This is a genomic window from Bradyrhizobium sp. 14AA (genome assembly GCF_054185205.1).
Map to the genome: position 1 here is coordinate 15,829 of NZ_JAVAYM010000045.1, position 16,601 is coordinate 32,429.

The window sequence follows — 16,601 nt, forward strand, 5'->3', positions numbered from 1 at the left end:
GGTTCAGATCGATCGCGCCTGCTTTTCCTTCTGCACCGATGCCTGAATGGCTGTCCGGGCTCGCTGCCAATCGGCAGGCGACAATTTCGACAAGCCCGCAAAGGTACTGGGTGCGGCCAGATGATGGCCGCCGTCGATGGCGATCGTGTCACCAGTGATGTAGCTGCAGCCGTCCGACATCAGGAAGATCAGGAGATTGCGCAGCTCGTCCATCTTGCCGAAGCGTCGCAGCGGCACCTCGTCGGCCTGCGTCGCCCCGACGCCAGTCTCCGCGAGCGGATTGAGCTTGTCCCACGCCCCTTCCGTCGGAAAAGGCCCGGGCGCGATCGCATTGACGCGAATGCCTTTCGGCCCCCATTCGACCGCGAGCGACATGGTCATGGCATGCACTGCCGCCTTGGCCATCGCCGCCGGCACCACATAGGCCGATCCGGTCCACACCCAGGTGACGAGATTACTGATGATCACGCCCGGCAGACCGGCGGCGATCCACCGCTTGCCGCAGGCGAGCGACGTGTAGAAGGAGCCGTCCATCACCGTCGATCGGACGGCTTCATAGCCACGCGGAGACAGGCTTTCGGTCGGCGCCAGGAAATTGGCGGCGGCATTGTTGACGAGTCCGGTAAGCGGCCCCTCCGACCAGATGCTGGTCATCATGGCCTCGATGCTGTCGGGATCCCGCACGTTCGCGAGCAGCGCGGATGCGCTTCCGCCGGATCGTTCCGTGATGTCCTGAACCGCCTGATCCAGGACCTCCTTGCGCCGCCCGCAGATATAGACATGGGCGCCATGGGCGGCGAAGCCGACCGCTATTTCCTTGCCGAGCCCAGTCCCCCCACCCGTTACCAGGATGCGCTTTCCCTCGAGTACCGCGGCGTCGAACATGAGCGATTTCCCTCTCCCTGAGGTCGATTTCCAATGCCGCGCACGGGCCCGCTTCCGCGCAACGAACCCAGGCCGGCATTTCGCACAAGATTTAATACACTAGCGTACTTCTTTTGTAAATCGGCCTCGGAGAAATTCGGGATGATTTGAGCACTCGTTTCCCGACCTTTCCTTTAAAATACGCTGGTGTATGGTATTACTTGGATCTCGGCCCCGACTCGGCCTTCAAAGGAAACATCGATGGTTGATCAGACCGATTGGGATCTTAGGCTTGGATATCTCATCCATGACGTGTCGCGGCTGCGGAGGATGATGTTCGATCGCGCACTCGCACCGCTCGGGATCACACGCTCCCAATGGTGGGTGCTCGCATTCATCTCGCGCAAGGACGGCCTGCCCCAGACCCAGCTCGCCAACGAGCTTGACGTCGGCAAAGTCGCCGTGGGGGCCCTGATCGATCGCCTGGAGTCCTCGGGCTTCGTCATCCGCCAGGCCGATCCGGTCGACCGTCGGGTCAAGCGGGTCTACGTGACCAAGCAGGCGCGCGGTTTCCTGGAGAAGCTCAGAAAGGAAACCGACAAGTTCAACGCGCAGATCGTCAACGGGATCGACCGCAAGCAGCTGGAAGCCGCCTCGGAGGCGCTGCTCGCAATGAAACACAATCTCCTCGCCATGTCGGGCGGCAGGCAGGCCGAGACCGCCGAGGACGAGGAGGAGGATGTGCAGCGCGCGAAACCCCGGAAAAAGCGGCGGGCGGCTGCCTGAGGCCTGCCACCCGCCTGAGGTGCTCCGGGAGGAGTCCGAGAAAATTATGAGACGATGTCGCGTCCCCAGATGTCAGCGTTGGGGCGCGCTTTCCGCATCAGCTCCGTCACCTGCGGACCGAGATCGTTCGGTTCGTCGACCGGATCGATACCCGGACCGGCATGCCATCCTTCGGCGACCTTGAGAATTCCGTCGCCAGCCTCGAACACGCGGCCGGTCACATCGCCCGACTCTTCGCTGGCGAGCCACACCACGATCGGCGCCACCCAGCGCGGATTCCGGCGCTTGATGTCCTCCTCGGTGCGCTCCCTCAAACCCTCGGTCATCCGGGTTTGCGCCCTCGGCGCGATTGCGTTGACCGTGATGCCGTACTGCCGAAGCTCCATGGCGCTGATGATGGTGAAGGCGGCGATGCCTGCCTTGGCGGCTCCGTAGTTGCACTGTCCGACATTGCCGAACAGTCCGGATGCCGAGGACGTGTTGATCAGGCGCGCGGCGACCGGTGCGCCGCGCTTTTTGGTCTCCTGGCGCCAATACTGCGCGGCATGGTGAGACGGCGCGAAAGTGCCTTTGAGGTGCACCTTGATGACGGCATCCCATTCCGCCTCGGTCATGTTGACCATCATGCGATCCCGCAGAATGCCGGCATTGTTGATGAGGACATCAAGGCGGCCGAAGGTGCTGACGGCATCGTCGACGAGCGATTTGGCACCGGCCCAGTCGCTGACGTCATTGCCGTTGACGATCGCTTCGCCGCCACCGCGCTTGATTTCGTCGACCACCTGCTGCGCCGGGGAAAGATCGGCCCCCTCGCCCGCAGCCGTTGCGCCGAGATCGTTGACGACCACCTTGGCGCCCTGCTCCGCCAGCATCAGCGCGTATTCGCGTCCGAGCCCACGGCCACCTCCCGTCACGATCGCGACCCGCCCGGCGCATAGCCGTCCCATTCGTATTCTCCTTGTCTAGTTGCTCGCCGCGCTACTCATGACGTCGCCGAACAGATGCCAGTTCGCGCCCTGGAAGCGCATCAACTGCCATTGCTTGACCGGCGCGAAGTCGACGGGCGAGGTGTTCAAGCGAATCCCGGGCAGCAACATTCCCAGTTCGACCTGCTTCAGATTGGCGGCGAGCCGCATGACGTTCTCGCGCGTGAGATCGTCTCCACATTGCTTCAGCAGGTAAACGAGCGCCTGCGCCGTGTTGTAGCCGTTCACGATTAGCGTATCGCTCCGGTCGGCGCCCGGAAAATAGCCATCGAGAAATTCGTTGAGCTCCTTGAGGCCGGCGTCGTCCTTCCAGACGGGATCATTCGGATCCTTGAAATATGCCGCCGAGATCAGCCCTTGCGCATTCTCGAAACCTGCCGGCTTGATCACGCTGCCGATCGACGCCGAAACGTAGCTGAGAAGGTGCAGCGGCTTCCAGCCGAGCTCCGACACCTTCTTGATCGACTGAGCCGCAAACTTGGGCGTTGCGATGTCGAACAGCACGTCGGCGCCTGTCGATTTCAGCTTGACGAGATGGGCGTCAATGGTCGGCTCCGACACATCGAAGGCTTCTTCCGCGACGATCATCGAGGCAGCCCTGTCGCCGAGGCCCAGCTTTATCCCCTTGAGATAGTCCTTCCCGAAGTCATCGTTCTGGAAGAGGATCGCGACCTTGGCGGCCGGTTGCTCGCGCAGTACGTATTTTGCGTAGATGAAGCCTTCCGTCTCGTAACTCGGGGTGAATCCCATCGTCCACGGGAAGTTCTTGGGATCATTCCATTTGGCTGCCCCGCTCGACACAAAGAGTTGCGGCACATTCTTGGAATTCAGATACTTCCGCACGGCCGAGTTCGCCGCGGTGCCGAGCGCATTGAAAACCAGTAGCACCTCATCGCTCTCGACCAGGCGCCTCGTTTGTTCGACGGTCTTCGGTGGTGAATAGGCATCATCATAGGACAGGAAGACAATGCGCCGCCCGTTGATGCCTCCCTCCGCGTTGACCTTGCGGAAATACGCCTCCTCAGTCTTTGCGACCATGCTGAAGGCCGATGCCGGACCGCTATAGGGAGACGTGTTGCCAATCCTGATTTCGGTGTCGCTGACGCCTGGTCCGTATTTCTTCTCGCCCGCCGCTGCCTGAGCGGCAAGGAGTCCGGCCATGATCAGCACCATGGCTCGCAATGGCCCGAAACTGCCGTTTCGGCGTGCGATCCATCCCGAGAGTCCCTCGAGTTGGACCCATCGGCTCGACCCGCCAGCGCTCCAGATCACGGCGACACTCCTGGCCGGCACATCGCCGGCTTTTCTATTTCGTACACTTGTGTACTATATGATATGACACTATTGCAACCGTCTTGGTCGGATTGTGAATCGTCCCATCCGCGGCCTTAGCAACATTGGGTATGGAGGAACCTTGAACCTCGAAGCCGTCCGAAACTTCCGATTTGAGCCGGTCTCGCACACCTACACGCGCCGGGATACGATGCTCTACGCACTTGGTCTTGGTTACGGCTCCGATCCTCTCGACCCCTCGCAGCTCAGTTTCGTGTACGAGACCGACCTCCGCGCCGTCCCCTCGATCTGTTGCGTGCTCGCCCATCCGGGCTTCTGGGCAAAGCGGCCGGAGCTCGAGATCGATTGGATCAGGCTGCTCCACGGCGAGCAAAGCTTCGAGATCCACAATCCCATTCCGCCGGAAGGCACCGTCAAGGCCGGCTACGAGATCGCGGCGGTTGCCGACAAGGGCGCCGGCAAAGGTGCCATCCTGCATCTGGTCAAGACACTGAACGACGCGGATGGACGGAAGCTGGCGACGGTCCGGAGCGTGCTGTTCCTGCGTGGCGACGGCGGTTGCGGAAGTTTCGGCACCGTCCCGGGCGAAGCCGATCTGCTTTCCGAGCAGACCCCGTCCGAGGTCATGGACGTTGCCACCTTGCCGCAAAGCGCCCTGATCTATCGGCTGAGCGGCGACTATAATCCCATCCATGCAGATCCGGAGGCCGCCGCAAAGGCGGGGTTCGAGCGTCCGATCCTGCACGGGCTGTGCACGCTCGGAATAGCAACCCGCGCGGCCCTTGCGAACTTTGCACACGGAGCGCCCGATCGTCTCAAGTCGCTGTCTGCGCGGTTCAGCCGGCCGGTATTTCCTGGCGAGACGATCCGCACCGAATTCTTCAACACCGGCGTTCAAATCCGCTTCCGCTCGCGAGCGATCGAACGCAACGTCGTCGTGCTCGAGCGCGGAATCGTGACTCTGCGAGATTGAGCTATTTCTTTTCGATCTTCGCGACGTCGACGATTTCGGCCCAGCGGCGCGTATCAGCCTCCTCGAAGGCTTTCAATTCATCCGGCCCGGCCGGGAAGGGCTTGGCCCCGACGGATTGAAGATAGGCCTGCGCGTCCTTGTTCCTGACGAAACCGAGCACGACCTGGCTGAGCTTCGCGATGATGTCCGCAGGCGTGCCGGTCCGCACGAAAACCCCGACCCAAGCCGTGAGCTCGGCCCCGGACAATCCGGCCTGCGCCAGCGTCGGAACCTCGGGCATGCTCTCCAATCGCTCGGCGCTCGTCACCGCCAGCACGCGCAATCGGCCATCCTGGATCAGGCCCTGGGCGCTGGCGGGATCGGCGAACACACAGTCGATCTCTCCGCTCAGAACGTCGGTCAAGGCCTGCGGCATTCCACGATATGGAACGTGCTGCATCTCGATTCCGGCCCTGTAGCGGAACAGCTCCGCCGCGCCGCGGCTCGACGTATTGCCGCTGCCGAACGATAGCGGCTTCGGACGTGACTTCGCGACCGCGACAAACTCGGAAACCGTCTTCGCCGCAAAGTCAGGCTTCACCGCAAGCATCATCGGAATCGTCATGATCCCCGCCACTGGCGCGAAATCCGCCTTCGGATCGTACGGCATTTCATTGAACAGGCTGACATTGGCCGCCTGGGTCGAGTTCGTCGTGACGAACACAGTGTAGCCGTCGGCCTCCGCCTTCAGAACGGAGAGTGCGGCAAGATTGCCGTCGGCGCCGGGCTTGTTTTCGACCAGCACCGTCACCCCTGTCTCGGCACGAATGCCTTCGGCAAGCCGCCTGGTCACACCGTCGGTGGCACTGCCCGCAGGGAATGGGACAATGAGATTGATCCGCCGCGCCGGATACGGCTCCGCCGAAGCCGGATCGCCGAAGCCGATGCCGATGCCGATGCCGAGGAGTGCGATGGCAACCAGAAAAGAGAGCGCAACACCAAGACGCATCGACCTCCCCTCATTTCTCGCGGGTGTCCACGGCGCGGTCCGACGTGCACGAATCCCGATTTGTTCTATATCGTACTCTAGCATACGATCTGGAGAAATAGAAAAAGCCGCGTCTGGGATGCAGCGCAACAATGGAGCGCGCTCAACCCTCAGAATGTGCCGGGATAGGCTCCGCCGTCGATCAGGATATTCTGCCCGGTGATGTAGCCCGCCTTGTCGCTGCACAGGAACGCGCAAGCCGCCCCAAACTCCGCTATCGTGCCACATCGTCTTGCGGGATTTGCCTCACGGACAGCGTCCGTCGTTTCATCGGCAGACTTCCCCGAGCGCCGGGCCAGTGCTGCAAGATTTGACTTCAGCCGCTCCGTGTCGAAAGTGCCCGGCAGAAGATTGTTGATCGTCACATTGTGCCGAACCGTCGCGCGCGAGAGACCGGCGACGAAACCGGTCAAGCCCGTCCTCGCGCCGTTGGACAGCCCCAGCATGTCGACGGGCTGCTTCACGGCGTGCGACGTGATATTGATGATGCGGCCGAACTTTCGGGCAATCATCTTGTCGACGGTCGCCTTGATCAGTTCGATCGGCGACAGCATGTTGGCATCGAGCGCCTTGATCCAGTCGTCCCGCATCCAATTGCGGAAATCGCCGGGCGGCGGGCCGCCCGCATTGTTGATTAGGATATCGGGATCCGGACAGGCGGCAAGAACCGCTGCACGTCCCTCTGCCGTGGTCACGTCGCCGATCACGGTGACGGGACGATTGCCCGTGAGCTTTTCAATATCCGCTGCGGCGCTCTCAAGCTGGGACAGTTGCCGAGCAACGATGAAGACAATGGCTCCCTCGCCCGCGAGCGCGGCCGCACAGCCTTTGCCCAAGCCCTTGCTCGCGCCGCAGACGATGGCCTTTTTGCCTCGAACTCCGAAATCCATTTCAACCCTCTCGGTACCAGATCAGCCGTCGTACCGGCACACCGCAGGCGATGGCGGCAGCCGAACTGCGTCGATCCGCTTGAAGTCGTCGTCCTTCATCGGCAGCCACGCAGCAAATGACATCGGATCGCAGCGGCCGGAGCTCACTTCACGGAACTCCCAGGAGGCTGATGCAACGACGTCTCCGCCCGCCATGAACTCGATCCGGAGCCCCTCGCCGCTAGGTAGTCCTGCGCCGCTCTGAAATCCGTCGCCCAAACAATAGAGATCGAGCAGGAAGCGACCGCCGGTTCGCCGCTGAACCGACATCTCGACATCGATGAAGCCGAACGCGGGGTCATCAGGAAGGTTCGCATCGTAGTAATAGACCTGCGGCAGTTTCGCATAGACGGTGGGACCTGCAGTCGGGTCCTCCGGAACCTGGGCATCGGGACGCCCCGGCGTACGCGGTGGCAGCGGCCCGAGCGAGGCAAACTGAAGCAGCGAACGGCACCGCACGAGCACTGGAGTTCCGGTCATTGAAGTGCCTCCCCCGTTCCAGCCGCCTTGAATGTCATGCCAAGCAAGACCTCCGCGTTGTCATGCAGGCACGGAGATTCGGCGCCGAGCGCCCGCCTGGCAAAAGCGGCCGGCTGCTGCTGCCTGATCGTGAATGGATAGTCCGATCCGACGACGATATGGCGGTCTCCGACAGTCTGCGTCATGAAACGCAGCGTGTCCTCCGAATAGACGATCGTGTCGTACCAGAACCGCCGCGCGATGCTTGATGGATCGTCCTGCATGACTTTCTGCATCGCCGCCGAAATCTGAAGGCCCTGATCCAGGCGCGGCAGGATCCAGGGCAGCGCCCCACCCCCGTGGCTGAGCAGCACCTTGAGACGTGGATACCGACCCGGCACGCCATGTGCGAGCAATGAGACGGCCGCCAGGGCCGTCTCGAGCGGAAACACGGCAACTGCGCCGTATTCGCCCGCAGCACCGATCCGCTCGACGCCCGCCGGATGCAGCGGATGCACGAACACGACGAGATCCAGCGCTTCCGCCGCCTCGTAGATCGGCCAGAGCGACGCCGCGCCAAGTGGCGTTCCATTGATATGGGAGCCGATCTCGAATCCGCGGAAGCCGAGTGCCTTCAAATGCTCCATCTGCCTGACCGCACGCGATGTGTCCTGCATGCAGATCATGCCGATGCCCGCGAACCGCCCGGGTGCCTCCTCCATCATGCGCGCGATGTCGGCGTTCATGATCTCGCCCAGAAGCTCCGCGGCCTCGGGCTCCAGCCAATGTGACAGCAGTTCCGGCATGGGAGAGAGGACGTGCACGTCGACGCCGTCCGCGCGCATGTCGGCAAGACGGCGAGACACATCCCAGCAGCGCGAATCGATCCGGCGAAACACCTTGCCACCGATCATCACGTTGGCGTCCTCGCCTTCACGCACGATGCTCGGCCACAACGATCCGCCTCGTCGATCGGCGGGGATATGCGAGGGAACGACATGCGTATGCACGTCGACGACCAGTGACATGAGAGACTCTTTCCGGCCTACATGGGAACGAAATTGCTCTTGGAGCCCCACATGCAGAGGCTGGTCGGCTCGAAGCCGAACTGCCGCGGACGATGCGCCGCTTCATCCTCGATCTCGTCGACCCCGACCGAATACTCGAACACCATGCCGTTCGGTCCACGGAAATACAGGAAGCGTGCGCCCGAGGTCGGATGACGACCCGGCCCGAACACGATCGGTACCTGGTGCTCAGTCAGGTGATAGAAGGACCGCATCACGTCATCGTTGCTCTCGACCTGATGGTTGACGTGCTGGATACCGGGTCCTGAGGCTGGCGCCAGCGCCAGCGTGTGGTGGATCGCATTGACACGCATCAGGGCAATGTCGCCGATTCGGTCGCTGACCCGGGCATTGCAGACGGTGGTCCAGAACTTCTCGTCGCGCACCGGATCGGTGGAGTTCAGTCCGATATGGTTGAATCCGGTGATGCCGGCATCGCGCATACCATAGTAGCGCTTGCCGCTCATTTCGGGCCGGATCACCAGTTCGACGCTGTTACCGGTCGGGTCCTTGAATCCGATGAAGCCACGAACCTTTCGCGCCGCGCATTCGCTCGCCGTACCCTGGTGAACCGGATGGCCGATCGACTCCAGCGCTCCCGCGGCGGCATCAAGCACGGCGGCATCGCGAACCTCAAAGGCCACCGTCTGTTCGCGCGGATCGCCCTCGTAGTAGCAAAGCGTATGGGCGCGCTGATCGGAGCGCAGATAAACCGACTTTCCACCCCGCTCTCCGACCTGCAGGCCCAGCACGCGGGTTGCGAAATCCTCCGCGAGCCCGAGGTCCGGCGTTCCGAGCCGGACATAGGAGATGTCGATCAGTTCAATCATGTCATGCCTCCCGATCTTTTCATGAGACTAGGCCGCGGCCAGTTCCCGCACGTCACGGCAAGGGCTCCCCCAGGCGCAGAGCGCGTATCGATCGAGCGCGAACTGCCGCGGCCGCCGGTCGCTCTGGCGCTCGTTTCCGTTGAATTCGAATGCAAAGACTGCCCCATGCGGTCCCTGGAAGCGCACGAACATCCGGTTCGATGCCGTCTCCAGACCCGGACCGTGGACGATGCGAACCTGCCGTTCCTGAAGGAAGTAGGCATTCGACATCAGGTCGTCGTGCGACCTGACCGCAAAGCCCACGTACAACAGGCCGGCCCGGTTGGACGGATACAGCGCGACACGGTGATGCGCAGCATCCATCCGAAGGTAGGTAATGTCGCCGACGCGATCGGCCACCTCGGCGCCAATCGTGTCGCACCAGAACCGAACATCGGCATTGATGTCACGGCTCCGCAGGCCGACCGTCGAGAAACCCGCAAGGCCGGAATTCCGCGGCGGATGAAATCGCCGTGCCGACAGCTCGACACGCGCAACCAGTTCGATCATATGACCTGTTGGATCGGTCGTCGCAAAGGCCCGCCGGACCCCCCTGCGCCGGCATGCGTCCTTGTCGAGCTCGGTAACCGATATCTGCCGTGACGACAGCAGCTCTGCCCGCCGCTCCAGCGCCTCCTCGTCGGCCAGCGCGATACCGACGGCGAGCGGCGCAGTCTCGTCCGCAAGCATGATGGACCGCCGCCGCTCATCCGAGCGAAACGCAAATTCCTGTTCATCGGAGCGTTCAAGTCCGAGAATGTCGACGGCAAACCGAGCGTGCGCTCCGGGTGACCGCACCGGGATGCAAGCATAGGCCAGAGGCGGGATCGAGAAGGGCATCATGCGCTAAGCCTCGACGTGAATGACACCGTCCTGGATGCGGACGGGGTAGGTCCTGAGGGCAACCTCGCACGGCATTGCAACGGGCGCGCCCGTCGTGACGTCAAAGGACCCGAAGTGAAAGCTGCATTCGATGATGCAGCCGCTCAGCGTGCCTTCCTCGGTCAGCGAGACCTCACCATGCGTGCACTTGTCGTCGGTCGCGTAGAACTGCTCGCCCACCCGGTAGATCGCGATCGGACGTCCGTCCGGAAGATGCGCCTGCCGCATCTCGCCATCCTGAAGCTCCTCGGCGGAGAAGAGCGCGACCATAGTCCTGGTTTCGGTCATGCCTGCCATCACAACATCGTACTGCCGCCATTGACGCTAATGACCTGCCCCGTCACGAAGGAGGCTTCGTCTGATGACAGGTAGCTGACCATCGAGGCCACCTCGGCCATTTCACCCGGTCGCCCCATCGGGATGACGCTGACGAATTTGGCAGCGAGCTCGGGCGCCTTCTGCGTAATTTCCACCATCTGCGGCGTGTTGACCGCGCAGGGCGCCACTGTGTTGACCGTGATGCCGTCGCGCGCATATTCGCGCGCAAGTCCGGTGGTCAGGCCGTGAACACCGCCCTTCGCGGCGTTGTAGGCAGCATGATCCCACAATCCGTTCCGGACCGAATCCGCGCCGATGTTGATGACACGGCCATATTTTTGGGCGCGCATGTAAGGCAGCGCATGCCAGCAGGCCCAAAGAACCGTCCATAAGTTGCGATCGATGGTCGTCTTCAGGGTCTGCGGCGTCTGCTCCGAAAAGGGTTTGATGACGCCTCCACCGGCATTGTTCACCAGTACATGCACCGCGCCGAATGCCTTGATTGCGGTGTCGATCAGCCGCTTCGAAGCCTCCTGATCCGAGAGGTCGCCCACCACACTCACGGGCTTCCTGCCGCTGGTGGCGCCGATCTTGACGCACGCCTGCGCCAGCACATCGCCATCCAAGTCCGATAGTACGAGATCGGCCCCATCCGCAGCCAAGCGCTGCGCGATGGCCAGTCCAATGCCACGCGCCGCGCCGGTAACGACAGCCGCTTTCCCGCTCAAATGCTTCGACATCACCCCTCCGGCCGCCTCGTCAGAGAATGAAACTGACACGGCCCTGCTGCCGCAGGCCGTCCGATGCGAGAATGGACCGCTTTTCCCGGATCGCGAGCAGGCCGTCACGCACCACGAGACGGTAGAGGCCGGTCCCGAAATAGACGTCCGTGACCGCGTTCTTGGTCCGGTGCGCAATGAACGAGGTGCTAACCTTTAGGTCATCACCATTGCGCTCGAGAATGCGCACATTCCCGACGATGTGGCGCACCTTTGAGTGCGGAAACTCGACATGGGCCGTGCGTTTCATCAGCCGTTTCACCCGCTCGCCGAGCCGGAAACGATCGTCCGCGATGTAGAACAGGTTATTGTCCGGCTTGGCCTCTCCATCGACATCCGTCGACGGCACGAAGTAATGCGCATCGTCCGTAAACAGCTCGAGCCATTCCGGCAATTTCCACGCATCGATCAGATCGACTTCCGCGAAGAGAAAATCCTCGACATCGGCGCGTGAGATGGTTTGGAGAGTTGCTGTTGCGGTCATGCTCATGCCCCCTAGATCCGGCGGTTCCATTCCGTCCAGTAGCCGCGCATCTGCGCTTCGTCGTCGAAGGACGGCGTTTCCTTGGTCAAACCCTTTGAGATATCGTTCCAGCCGGCTTCGGCGAGATTTGAATATCCCGCCTGGCATTGCTCGAGTGCTTCGATGTCATCGGGCGTGGCAAAACCCCCGGGTCCCAGGAATTCCAGGAAGTTGAACAATCGCGCGCTTCGATCACCGGCGTCCTCCTGCACCGGCGCGAGCGCCCATGCGTTGATCGTCATGAAATCCGGCTCCGCCGGATAGAAGGTCCGGACCGTCAGGGCCATGATGTCGTTGATGACCAGGTTCGGAAAGACGTGCAGGTTGCGGTTATAGAGCGCAATGCGGTCGGCTCGCTCCTTGCCGTGCCGCGACACCAAATTGTCGTAGATCGCCTCGACCCGCTTCTTGCCGTCGTCACCCCAGGCCGGGATCCATTGCGCGACCGGCCGGCCCCAAGGAGCCCTGTATTCGACGACACCATGCCCCTTGCCCAAATCTCGGCCGGATCCCGTGAGTTGGATCGGCACGAGACCGCCCGTGGTGCCCTTGAGATATTCGAGATACGTCGCGTGATTTGTGGCCGCGTGATAGCCGTCGAAACTGTTTTCGGCGAGCAGCTTCCAGTTTGCTCGGATCGAGTATTCCTGCGTTCCGCCGACGACGGTCATCCCCGCCTCCGATTGGTCGGCGACGATGTCCAGATATTCCTTGGCATTGCCGAGATAGTCGGGCAGCGACTCCACGTTCGGATTGAACGAGACGAAGCAGAAGCCGCGGTAGGAGTCGAACTTCGGCGCAGGCTGCAGGCTCGACGTCGACCGCTCTGCGAATCCCGGCGGATAGGATTCCTTGCCCGGCATGTCTCGCAGCGCTCCGTCCAGACCGAACACCCAGCCGTGGTAGAAGCATTGGAACGACTTGGCATTGCCGTTCCGTTCGCGACACACCCGGGCACCGCGATGCGGGCAGGTATTCATCAAGGCGTGGAACTTGTTCTTGTTGTCGCGCGTGAACAGGAGCGCGCGGCCCCCGACCGAGCGGATCAGGAAATCGCCGGGCTTGGCGAGTTCACTCTCATGGCCGAGATAGAGCCAGACCTTGTCGAAGATGTTGGCCCGCTCCAGTGCCAGAATCTCCTTCGATACGAAGGCGGTTCGCGATACGCGGAAACGCTGCCCCTCGCGGTCGTCATCCACCAGCCTGTCATTGTCGACGACTTTCTTCAGCGGTGCCGCCATCGCTTCCTCCCTTCGCGTCCATTCAGACCAGAGCCTTGCGCAAATCGAACGAGGGGTTCTCGAGATCTGCACGGTTTACGGGGCGCGTCGCGAGCTTCCGCAGGACGGCCATGTCTTTTCGATTGTTGACAGTGATGGCACCGCACAGCGTGCCATCCTTCAGACCGAGGACGGCGAAGCGCCCGCTTCTGGGGTCGCCGCGCAGCACCAGTTCCGCACCAGAGAGATCGCCGGCGACCTGGATGTTGATCTCGTATTGATCGGTCCAGAACCAGGGCGCCTCGTTATACGCGGGCGCCGGCCCGACCATGGAGCGCGCGACGGCCATCGATTGATTTTGCGCGTTGGCCCATGTCTCGACGCGCAGCCAGCGCTGCTGGTTTTCACTCCATTGCGCGGCGACGTCGCCAATGGCGTAGACGCCCGGCGCAGCCGAGCGGCCGCGCGCGTCGACGCGTATGCCGTCGCTACACTCGAGGCCCACCTGCCGACCGAGATCGACGCGCGGCGCGGCACCGATACCGACCACAACGCAGTCGGCCGGAATTCGCGATCCGTCCGAGAGAACCAGATTGCCATCGACAACCGCCCTGCAGGACGAGCCAAAGCGGAACTGAACACCGGCGGATTCATGTCTTTTCTGCAGGAAGTCGGCGACTATACCAGGCAGCGCCCGCGAAAGCAGGCTATCGGCGGCCTCCACAACGGTCACTGCACAGCCGGACTTGATCGCCGCCGAGGCGACTTCGAGGCCAATCACACCTCCGCCGATCAGTACGATCCGCTTCCCCGGCAGCAAGGATTTTCGCAGGAGCAATGCGTCCTCGACGGTCCGGAGCGTGTGCACCGGGACTCCCTCTCCATCGAGCTGCGGCAACGCGCGCGCCGTAACACCGGTCGCCAAAACCAGGCGATCGAAGGCGATGCGGCGGCCGTCCACCAATTCCACCTTGCGACGATCCAGGCTACAGGACGCAACCTGCGTACCCAGATGGAGATCGACGCCAAGGGCGTGCCAGCCGGCGCCCTCCTTGATCGAAGCCGGGACCGACGTGCGGTCGATCAGGATTTGCTTCGAGAGCTGCGGACGCTCGTATGGAAGATGTCTCTCTTCACCGATGACAGCGATCGTTCCCTTATGACCTGCCGCCCGCAGCGCTTCAGCCGCCCGCGCACCAGCCTGGCCGGCGCCGACGATCGCGATCGCGTCGTCGTCGCTTGCGTGAGGATCGGCTGAGGCGACATCCGCCATCATCGACTTGCTTACCTCTCCGGCTGACGCTTCCCGCTGGGCGCAATCTCCGTCGCGTCCTTCAATTCAAACTTTCCGGACAGTTATCCTGTTTGTCAAGGCGCTGCAAAAACCTTTCGTTGCTGCGTTGCGTCATTTACAGGATAATTATCCTGTTTCTTCTTGTGATCGACGATCGGCTCGGTATCCTTGAACCGAAACAGCAAATTGGAGATCGACAGATGGCGAGGAGAACGTCCAAACCGCTTGATGGCGAGACCTCTGCGTCGATGAGGCGTGCATCGAGGACGAGCGCTCGCGCTCCCCTGAAGACGGCCCGTCGAACCCAGGCGGAACGTAGTGAAACAACACGCAAGAAGCTGATCGAGGCGGCTCTCGTTCTATTGCGCGAACGTGGCTATGGCGGACTGCGCATCAACGAAGTCTCAGATCGCGCCGGCGTCTCGCGAGGCGCGCAGCTGCATCATTTCCCGAGCAAATATGAGCTCATTCTCGCAACATTGAAGTATCTCAATGAGCAAATGCTCGTCGACAGCCGCCGTCGCGCCCTCGCCGCACGGCACTCGGCAGATCCAGTCGCCGACGCCATCGAGGATGCCAAGGCGTTCTTCTTCAGCGACTACTTCTTTGTTTCGCTCGCCATCACCATGGGCGATGCCCGGGACGAGGACCTGATGCGGCACACCGTGCCGATGTCACGCGATGCCCGCTTCAGCGCTGAAAAGGCCTGGCTCGAGACCCTTGTCAAACGGGGCATTCCTCGTCGCCTGGCCTTCGATATCCTTCAGTTGACGCTGAGCATCGTGCGTGGCCTGGCGGTACGCACCCTTATCGACAACGACCCAAAGAAATTCGAGGAGCTGTTGTATCGCTGGCGTCGGATGGTGTCCCTGTTTGTGGAGCATGAACTCGGCCGCATTCCGACATAAGGATCGAAATCCGAGTGGCGTCCGCGAGATTTCTGACAACGCAGCCTGCAGCGCAATGGCAACTTTGAACCAAAACCTCCGACTCGAGGCTGGCACTTAGGACGCCTGCCCCTCTTTCGATCAAATGCGCTGCAACACCCGCTTGGCGAAAACGCCCTACATTGCATTCGTCGACCGCGGCAGGCTCCTTGAAGTTTTCCAGCATCCGCGCGCATCTCGTGATTGGCGCCGATCCGTTACCTATTGATCCAGCAAGACCGCAACATCGGGCGGTCTCAAAGGATTTCGAAGGCGATCCCACATATGTGCGGATTTCGCGCCGCGGCTTGACGCTCTCCAGCCGAGAAACTCCTCTCGCTTCAGCGAGCGTTGTTCACCTCGGAGATTCGCATTTGAGCTTGCCCGAAGACCTGCAATGGCTGAGCGTCCGGCTGAGGCGCAATCATTTCTGCAATTGGATGAATCTTCACATCACCCACGCAGCCGACGGCGAAGTTGAAGTCCATGCGCCGTGGCGCGAGGAGTTCATTTCCAATCCCGATGTCCGCTTCACCCATGGAGGCATCCTGGGAACTCTGGTTGACACCGCCGCGAGCTTCGCCGTTGCTACCAGGACGCTTTCGTCTGAATACACGCCTCGTTCTGGTCATGTGCTTTTGGAGCGAACGCCCCTAAGACACATGAACAGCCCTCTTGGACGTTAGCGAAAAGCGTAGATCTGCGATTGGAGATTGGCTTCGGAATTAGCGCTCACGCGCTTTGCTGGGTTCGTCAGGGAGTACTAACCTCCCACTTACCCTCAGCGACCAATAATCACAAAAGCCTGCGCTGACGGCCGGTCATCGCTGATAGTAAGGTCGACCCGATAGTCCTGTGTATTGAAGCGCGATCACGTCAGCCGTCCCATGGCGATGTCTCAGATCGAAAGTAGCCGGGCACAATCGCCCCATACCAATCGAGCATGCGCCACACCCAAGCACCGCATCCCGCCAACTGCCTCGCTGAAATTGTCATTATGAAATTCTTGAGCGTCCAATTGCGCACGGTGTCTCACAAAGCGGACGCCGGAAATTGGCGAAAGAATGAATGTAATGAATCGAGAGTCTTCTATGCTCGCCTAAAGCGGTCAATTCCTTGGAATGGCTTCTGCTGATCTTGGCATTCTCGTCATCTCCCCCCTTCTGAAGGCCCTCTTTGCGCAAGAAGCGCGACTTGCCTTGCGCCATGCGGCACGAGGTAGATGACGAGGAACAGCAGCACGCCGAACACGGCGCCGGAGAGGCCCTTGGAGATGCCTTCCGCGATGTTCGGCACGAAGATGATGAAGGCCGCGCCGACGATCGAGCCGGGCAGCCAGCCGACGCCGCCGACCACCATGCCCAGGAACAGCGAGATCGCGAGCGTGATGGTGTAGCTGTCGGGCG

Annotated in this window: 18 protein-coding genes and 1 pseudogene; 3 read left to right on the forward strand and 16 right to left on the reverse strand. The window is 61.6% G+C overall.

The window, feature by feature from the left end:
- Positions 1-3: 3 nt before the first annotated feature.
- A complete protein-coding gene (locus RAD15_RS41500) occupies positions 4-885 on the reverse strand; it encodes an SDR family oxidoreductase (RefSeq protein ID WP_458184480.1) in 882 nt (293 codons plus the stop codon).
- Between the two features lie 240 nt (positions 886-1,125).
- On the opposite strand from RAD15_RS41500, the gene RAD15_RS41505 reads away from it, so the two are divergent.
- Positions 1,126-1,650: a MarR family winged helix-turn-helix transcriptional regulator gene (locus RAD15_RS41505; RefSeq protein WP_458184481.1), complete on the forward strand. Its 525-nt coding sequence runs from the start codon at positions 1,126-1,128 to the stop codon at positions 1,648-1,650.
- Positions 1,651-1,694: 44 nt separating this feature from the next.
- Here the strand turns inward: RAD15_RS41505 and RAD15_RS41510 are convergent, their stop codons facing one another.
- Positions 1,695-2,597, reverse strand: coding sequence for an SDR family oxidoreductase (locus RAD15_RS41510; RefSeq protein WP_458184482.1), 903 nt, complete (start codon positions 2,595-2,597; stop codon positions 1,695-1,697).
- 15 nt (positions 2,598-2,612) lie between these two features.
- Positions 2,613-3,797, reverse strand: coding sequence for an ABC transporter substrate-binding protein (locus RAD15_RS41515; RefSeq protein ID WP_458184483.1), 1,185 nt, complete (start codon positions 3,795-3,797; stop codon positions 2,613-2,615).
- Positions 3,798-4,050: 253 nt separating this feature from the next.
- Between RAD15_RS41515 and RAD15_RS41520 the strand changes: the two genes are divergently transcribed.
- Positions 4,051-4,902 carry a MaoC/PaaZ C-terminal domain-containing protein gene (locus RAD15_RS41520; RefSeq protein ID WP_458184484.1) on the forward strand — a complete coding sequence of 284 codons (852 nt, stop codon included), beginning with the start codon at positions 4,051-4,053 and terminating at the stop codon, positions 4,900-4,902.
- 1 nt (position 4,903) lies between these two features.
- On the opposite strand, the gene RAD15_RS41525 is transcribed toward RAD15_RS41520, so the two are convergent.
- From RAD15_RS41525 to RAD15_RS41575, 11 genes are read right to left on the reverse strand one after another with little or no spacing between them, the layout of a single operon-like run.
- Complete coding sequence (locus tag RAD15_RS41525) at positions 4,904-6,022, reverse strand: Bug family tripartite tricarboxylate transporter substrate binding protein (RefSeq protein WP_458184485.1); 1,119 nt, start codon at positions 6,020-6,022, stop codon at positions 4,904-4,906.
- A 17-nt stretch (positions 6,023-6,039) separates the two neighbouring features.
- Positions 6,040-6,819, reverse strand: a complete 780-nt coding sequence (locus tag RAD15_RS41530) for an SDR family oxidoreductase (protein ID WP_458184486.1) — start codon at positions 6,817-6,819, stop codon at positions 6,040-6,042.
- Positions 6,820-6,840: 21 nt separating this feature from the next.
- The gene (locus RAD15_RS41535; RefSeq protein ID WP_458184487.1) at positions 6,841-7,338 is read right to left on the reverse strand and encodes a hypothetical protein; all 498 of its coding nucleotides are present in this window, start codon (positions 7,336-7,338) and stop codon (positions 6,841-6,843) included.
- Positions 7,335-8,345, reverse strand: coding sequence for an amidohydrolase family protein (locus tag RAD15_RS41540; protein WP_458184488.1), 1,011 nt, complete (start codon positions 8,343-8,345; stop codon positions 7,335-7,337). The genes RAD15_RS41535 and RAD15_RS41540 overlap by 4 nt, the downstream gene beginning before the upstream one ends.
- Before the next feature lie 17 nt (positions 8,346-8,362).
- Entirely contained in the window at positions 8,363-9,214 is an 852-nt protein-coding gene (locus tag RAD15_RS41545; RefSeq protein ID WP_458184489.1) for a VOC family protein, read from the reverse strand.
- 27 nt (positions 9,215-9,241) lie between these two features.
- The gene (locus tag RAD15_RS41550; RefSeq protein ID WP_458184490.1) at positions 9,242-10,096 is read right to left on the reverse strand and encodes a VOC family protein; all 855 of its coding nucleotides are present in this window, start codon (positions 10,094-10,096) and stop codon (positions 9,242-9,244) included.
- A gap of 3 nt (positions 10,097-10,099) precedes the next feature.
- Complete coding sequence (locus tag RAD15_RS41555; RefSeq protein WP_458184491.1) at positions 10,100-10,423, reverse strand: non-heme iron oxygenase ferredoxin subunit; 324 nt, start codon at positions 10,421-10,423, stop codon at positions 10,100-10,102.
- Positions 10,424-10,431: 8 nt separating this feature from the next.
- The gene (locus RAD15_RS41560; protein ID WP_458184492.1) at positions 10,432-11,193 is read right to left on the reverse strand and encodes an SDR family NAD(P)-dependent oxidoreductase; all 762 of its coding nucleotides are present in this window, start codon (positions 11,191-11,193) and stop codon (positions 10,432-10,434) included.
- Positions 11,194-11,212: 19 nt separating this feature from the next.
- On the reverse strand, positions 11,213-11,746 hold the full coding sequence (locus RAD15_RS41565) for an aromatic-ring-hydroxylating dioxygenase subunit beta (protein WP_458184493.1): 534 nt from the start codon (positions 11,744-11,746) through the stop codon (positions 11,213-11,215).
- Positions 11,728-12,996 carry an aromatic ring-hydroxylating oxygenase subunit alpha gene (locus tag RAD15_RS41570; protein ID WP_458184494.1) on the reverse strand — a complete coding sequence of 423 codons (1,269 nt, stop codon included), beginning with the start codon at positions 12,994-12,996 and terminating at the stop codon, positions 11,728-11,730. Before RAD15_RS41570 ends, RAD15_RS41565 begins: the two co-directional genes overlap by 19 nt.
- Positions 12,997-13,018: 22 nt before the next feature.
- Positions 13,019-14,248, reverse strand: coding sequence for an NAD(P)/FAD-dependent oxidoreductase (locus RAD15_RS41575; RefSeq protein ID WP_458184495.1), 1,230 nt, complete (start codon positions 14,246-14,248; stop codon positions 13,019-13,021).
- A 221-nt stretch (positions 14,249-14,469) separates the two neighbouring features.
- On the opposite strand from RAD15_RS41575, the gene RAD15_RS41580 reads away from it, so the two are divergent.
- Positions 14,470-15,177 carry a TetR/AcrR family transcriptional regulator gene (locus tag RAD15_RS41580; RefSeq protein WP_458184496.1) on the forward strand — a complete coding sequence of 236 codons (708 nt, stop codon included), beginning with the start codon at positions 14,470-14,472 and terminating at the stop codon, positions 15,175-15,177.
- Positions 15,178-15,536: 359 nt separating this feature from the next.
- Here RAD15_RS41580 and RAD15_RS41585 read toward each other — a convergent pair whose 3' ends face one another.
- Positions 15,537-15,734: a hypothetical protein gene (locus RAD15_RS41585; protein WP_458184497.1), complete on the reverse strand. Its 198-nt coding sequence runs from the start codon at positions 15,732-15,734 to the stop codon at positions 15,537-15,539.
- 610 nt (positions 15,735-16,344) lie between these two features.
- Positions 16,345-16,601 (reverse strand): annotated as a pseudogene (locus RAD15_RS41590) (branched-chain amino acid ABC transporter permease); the annotation flags it as partial.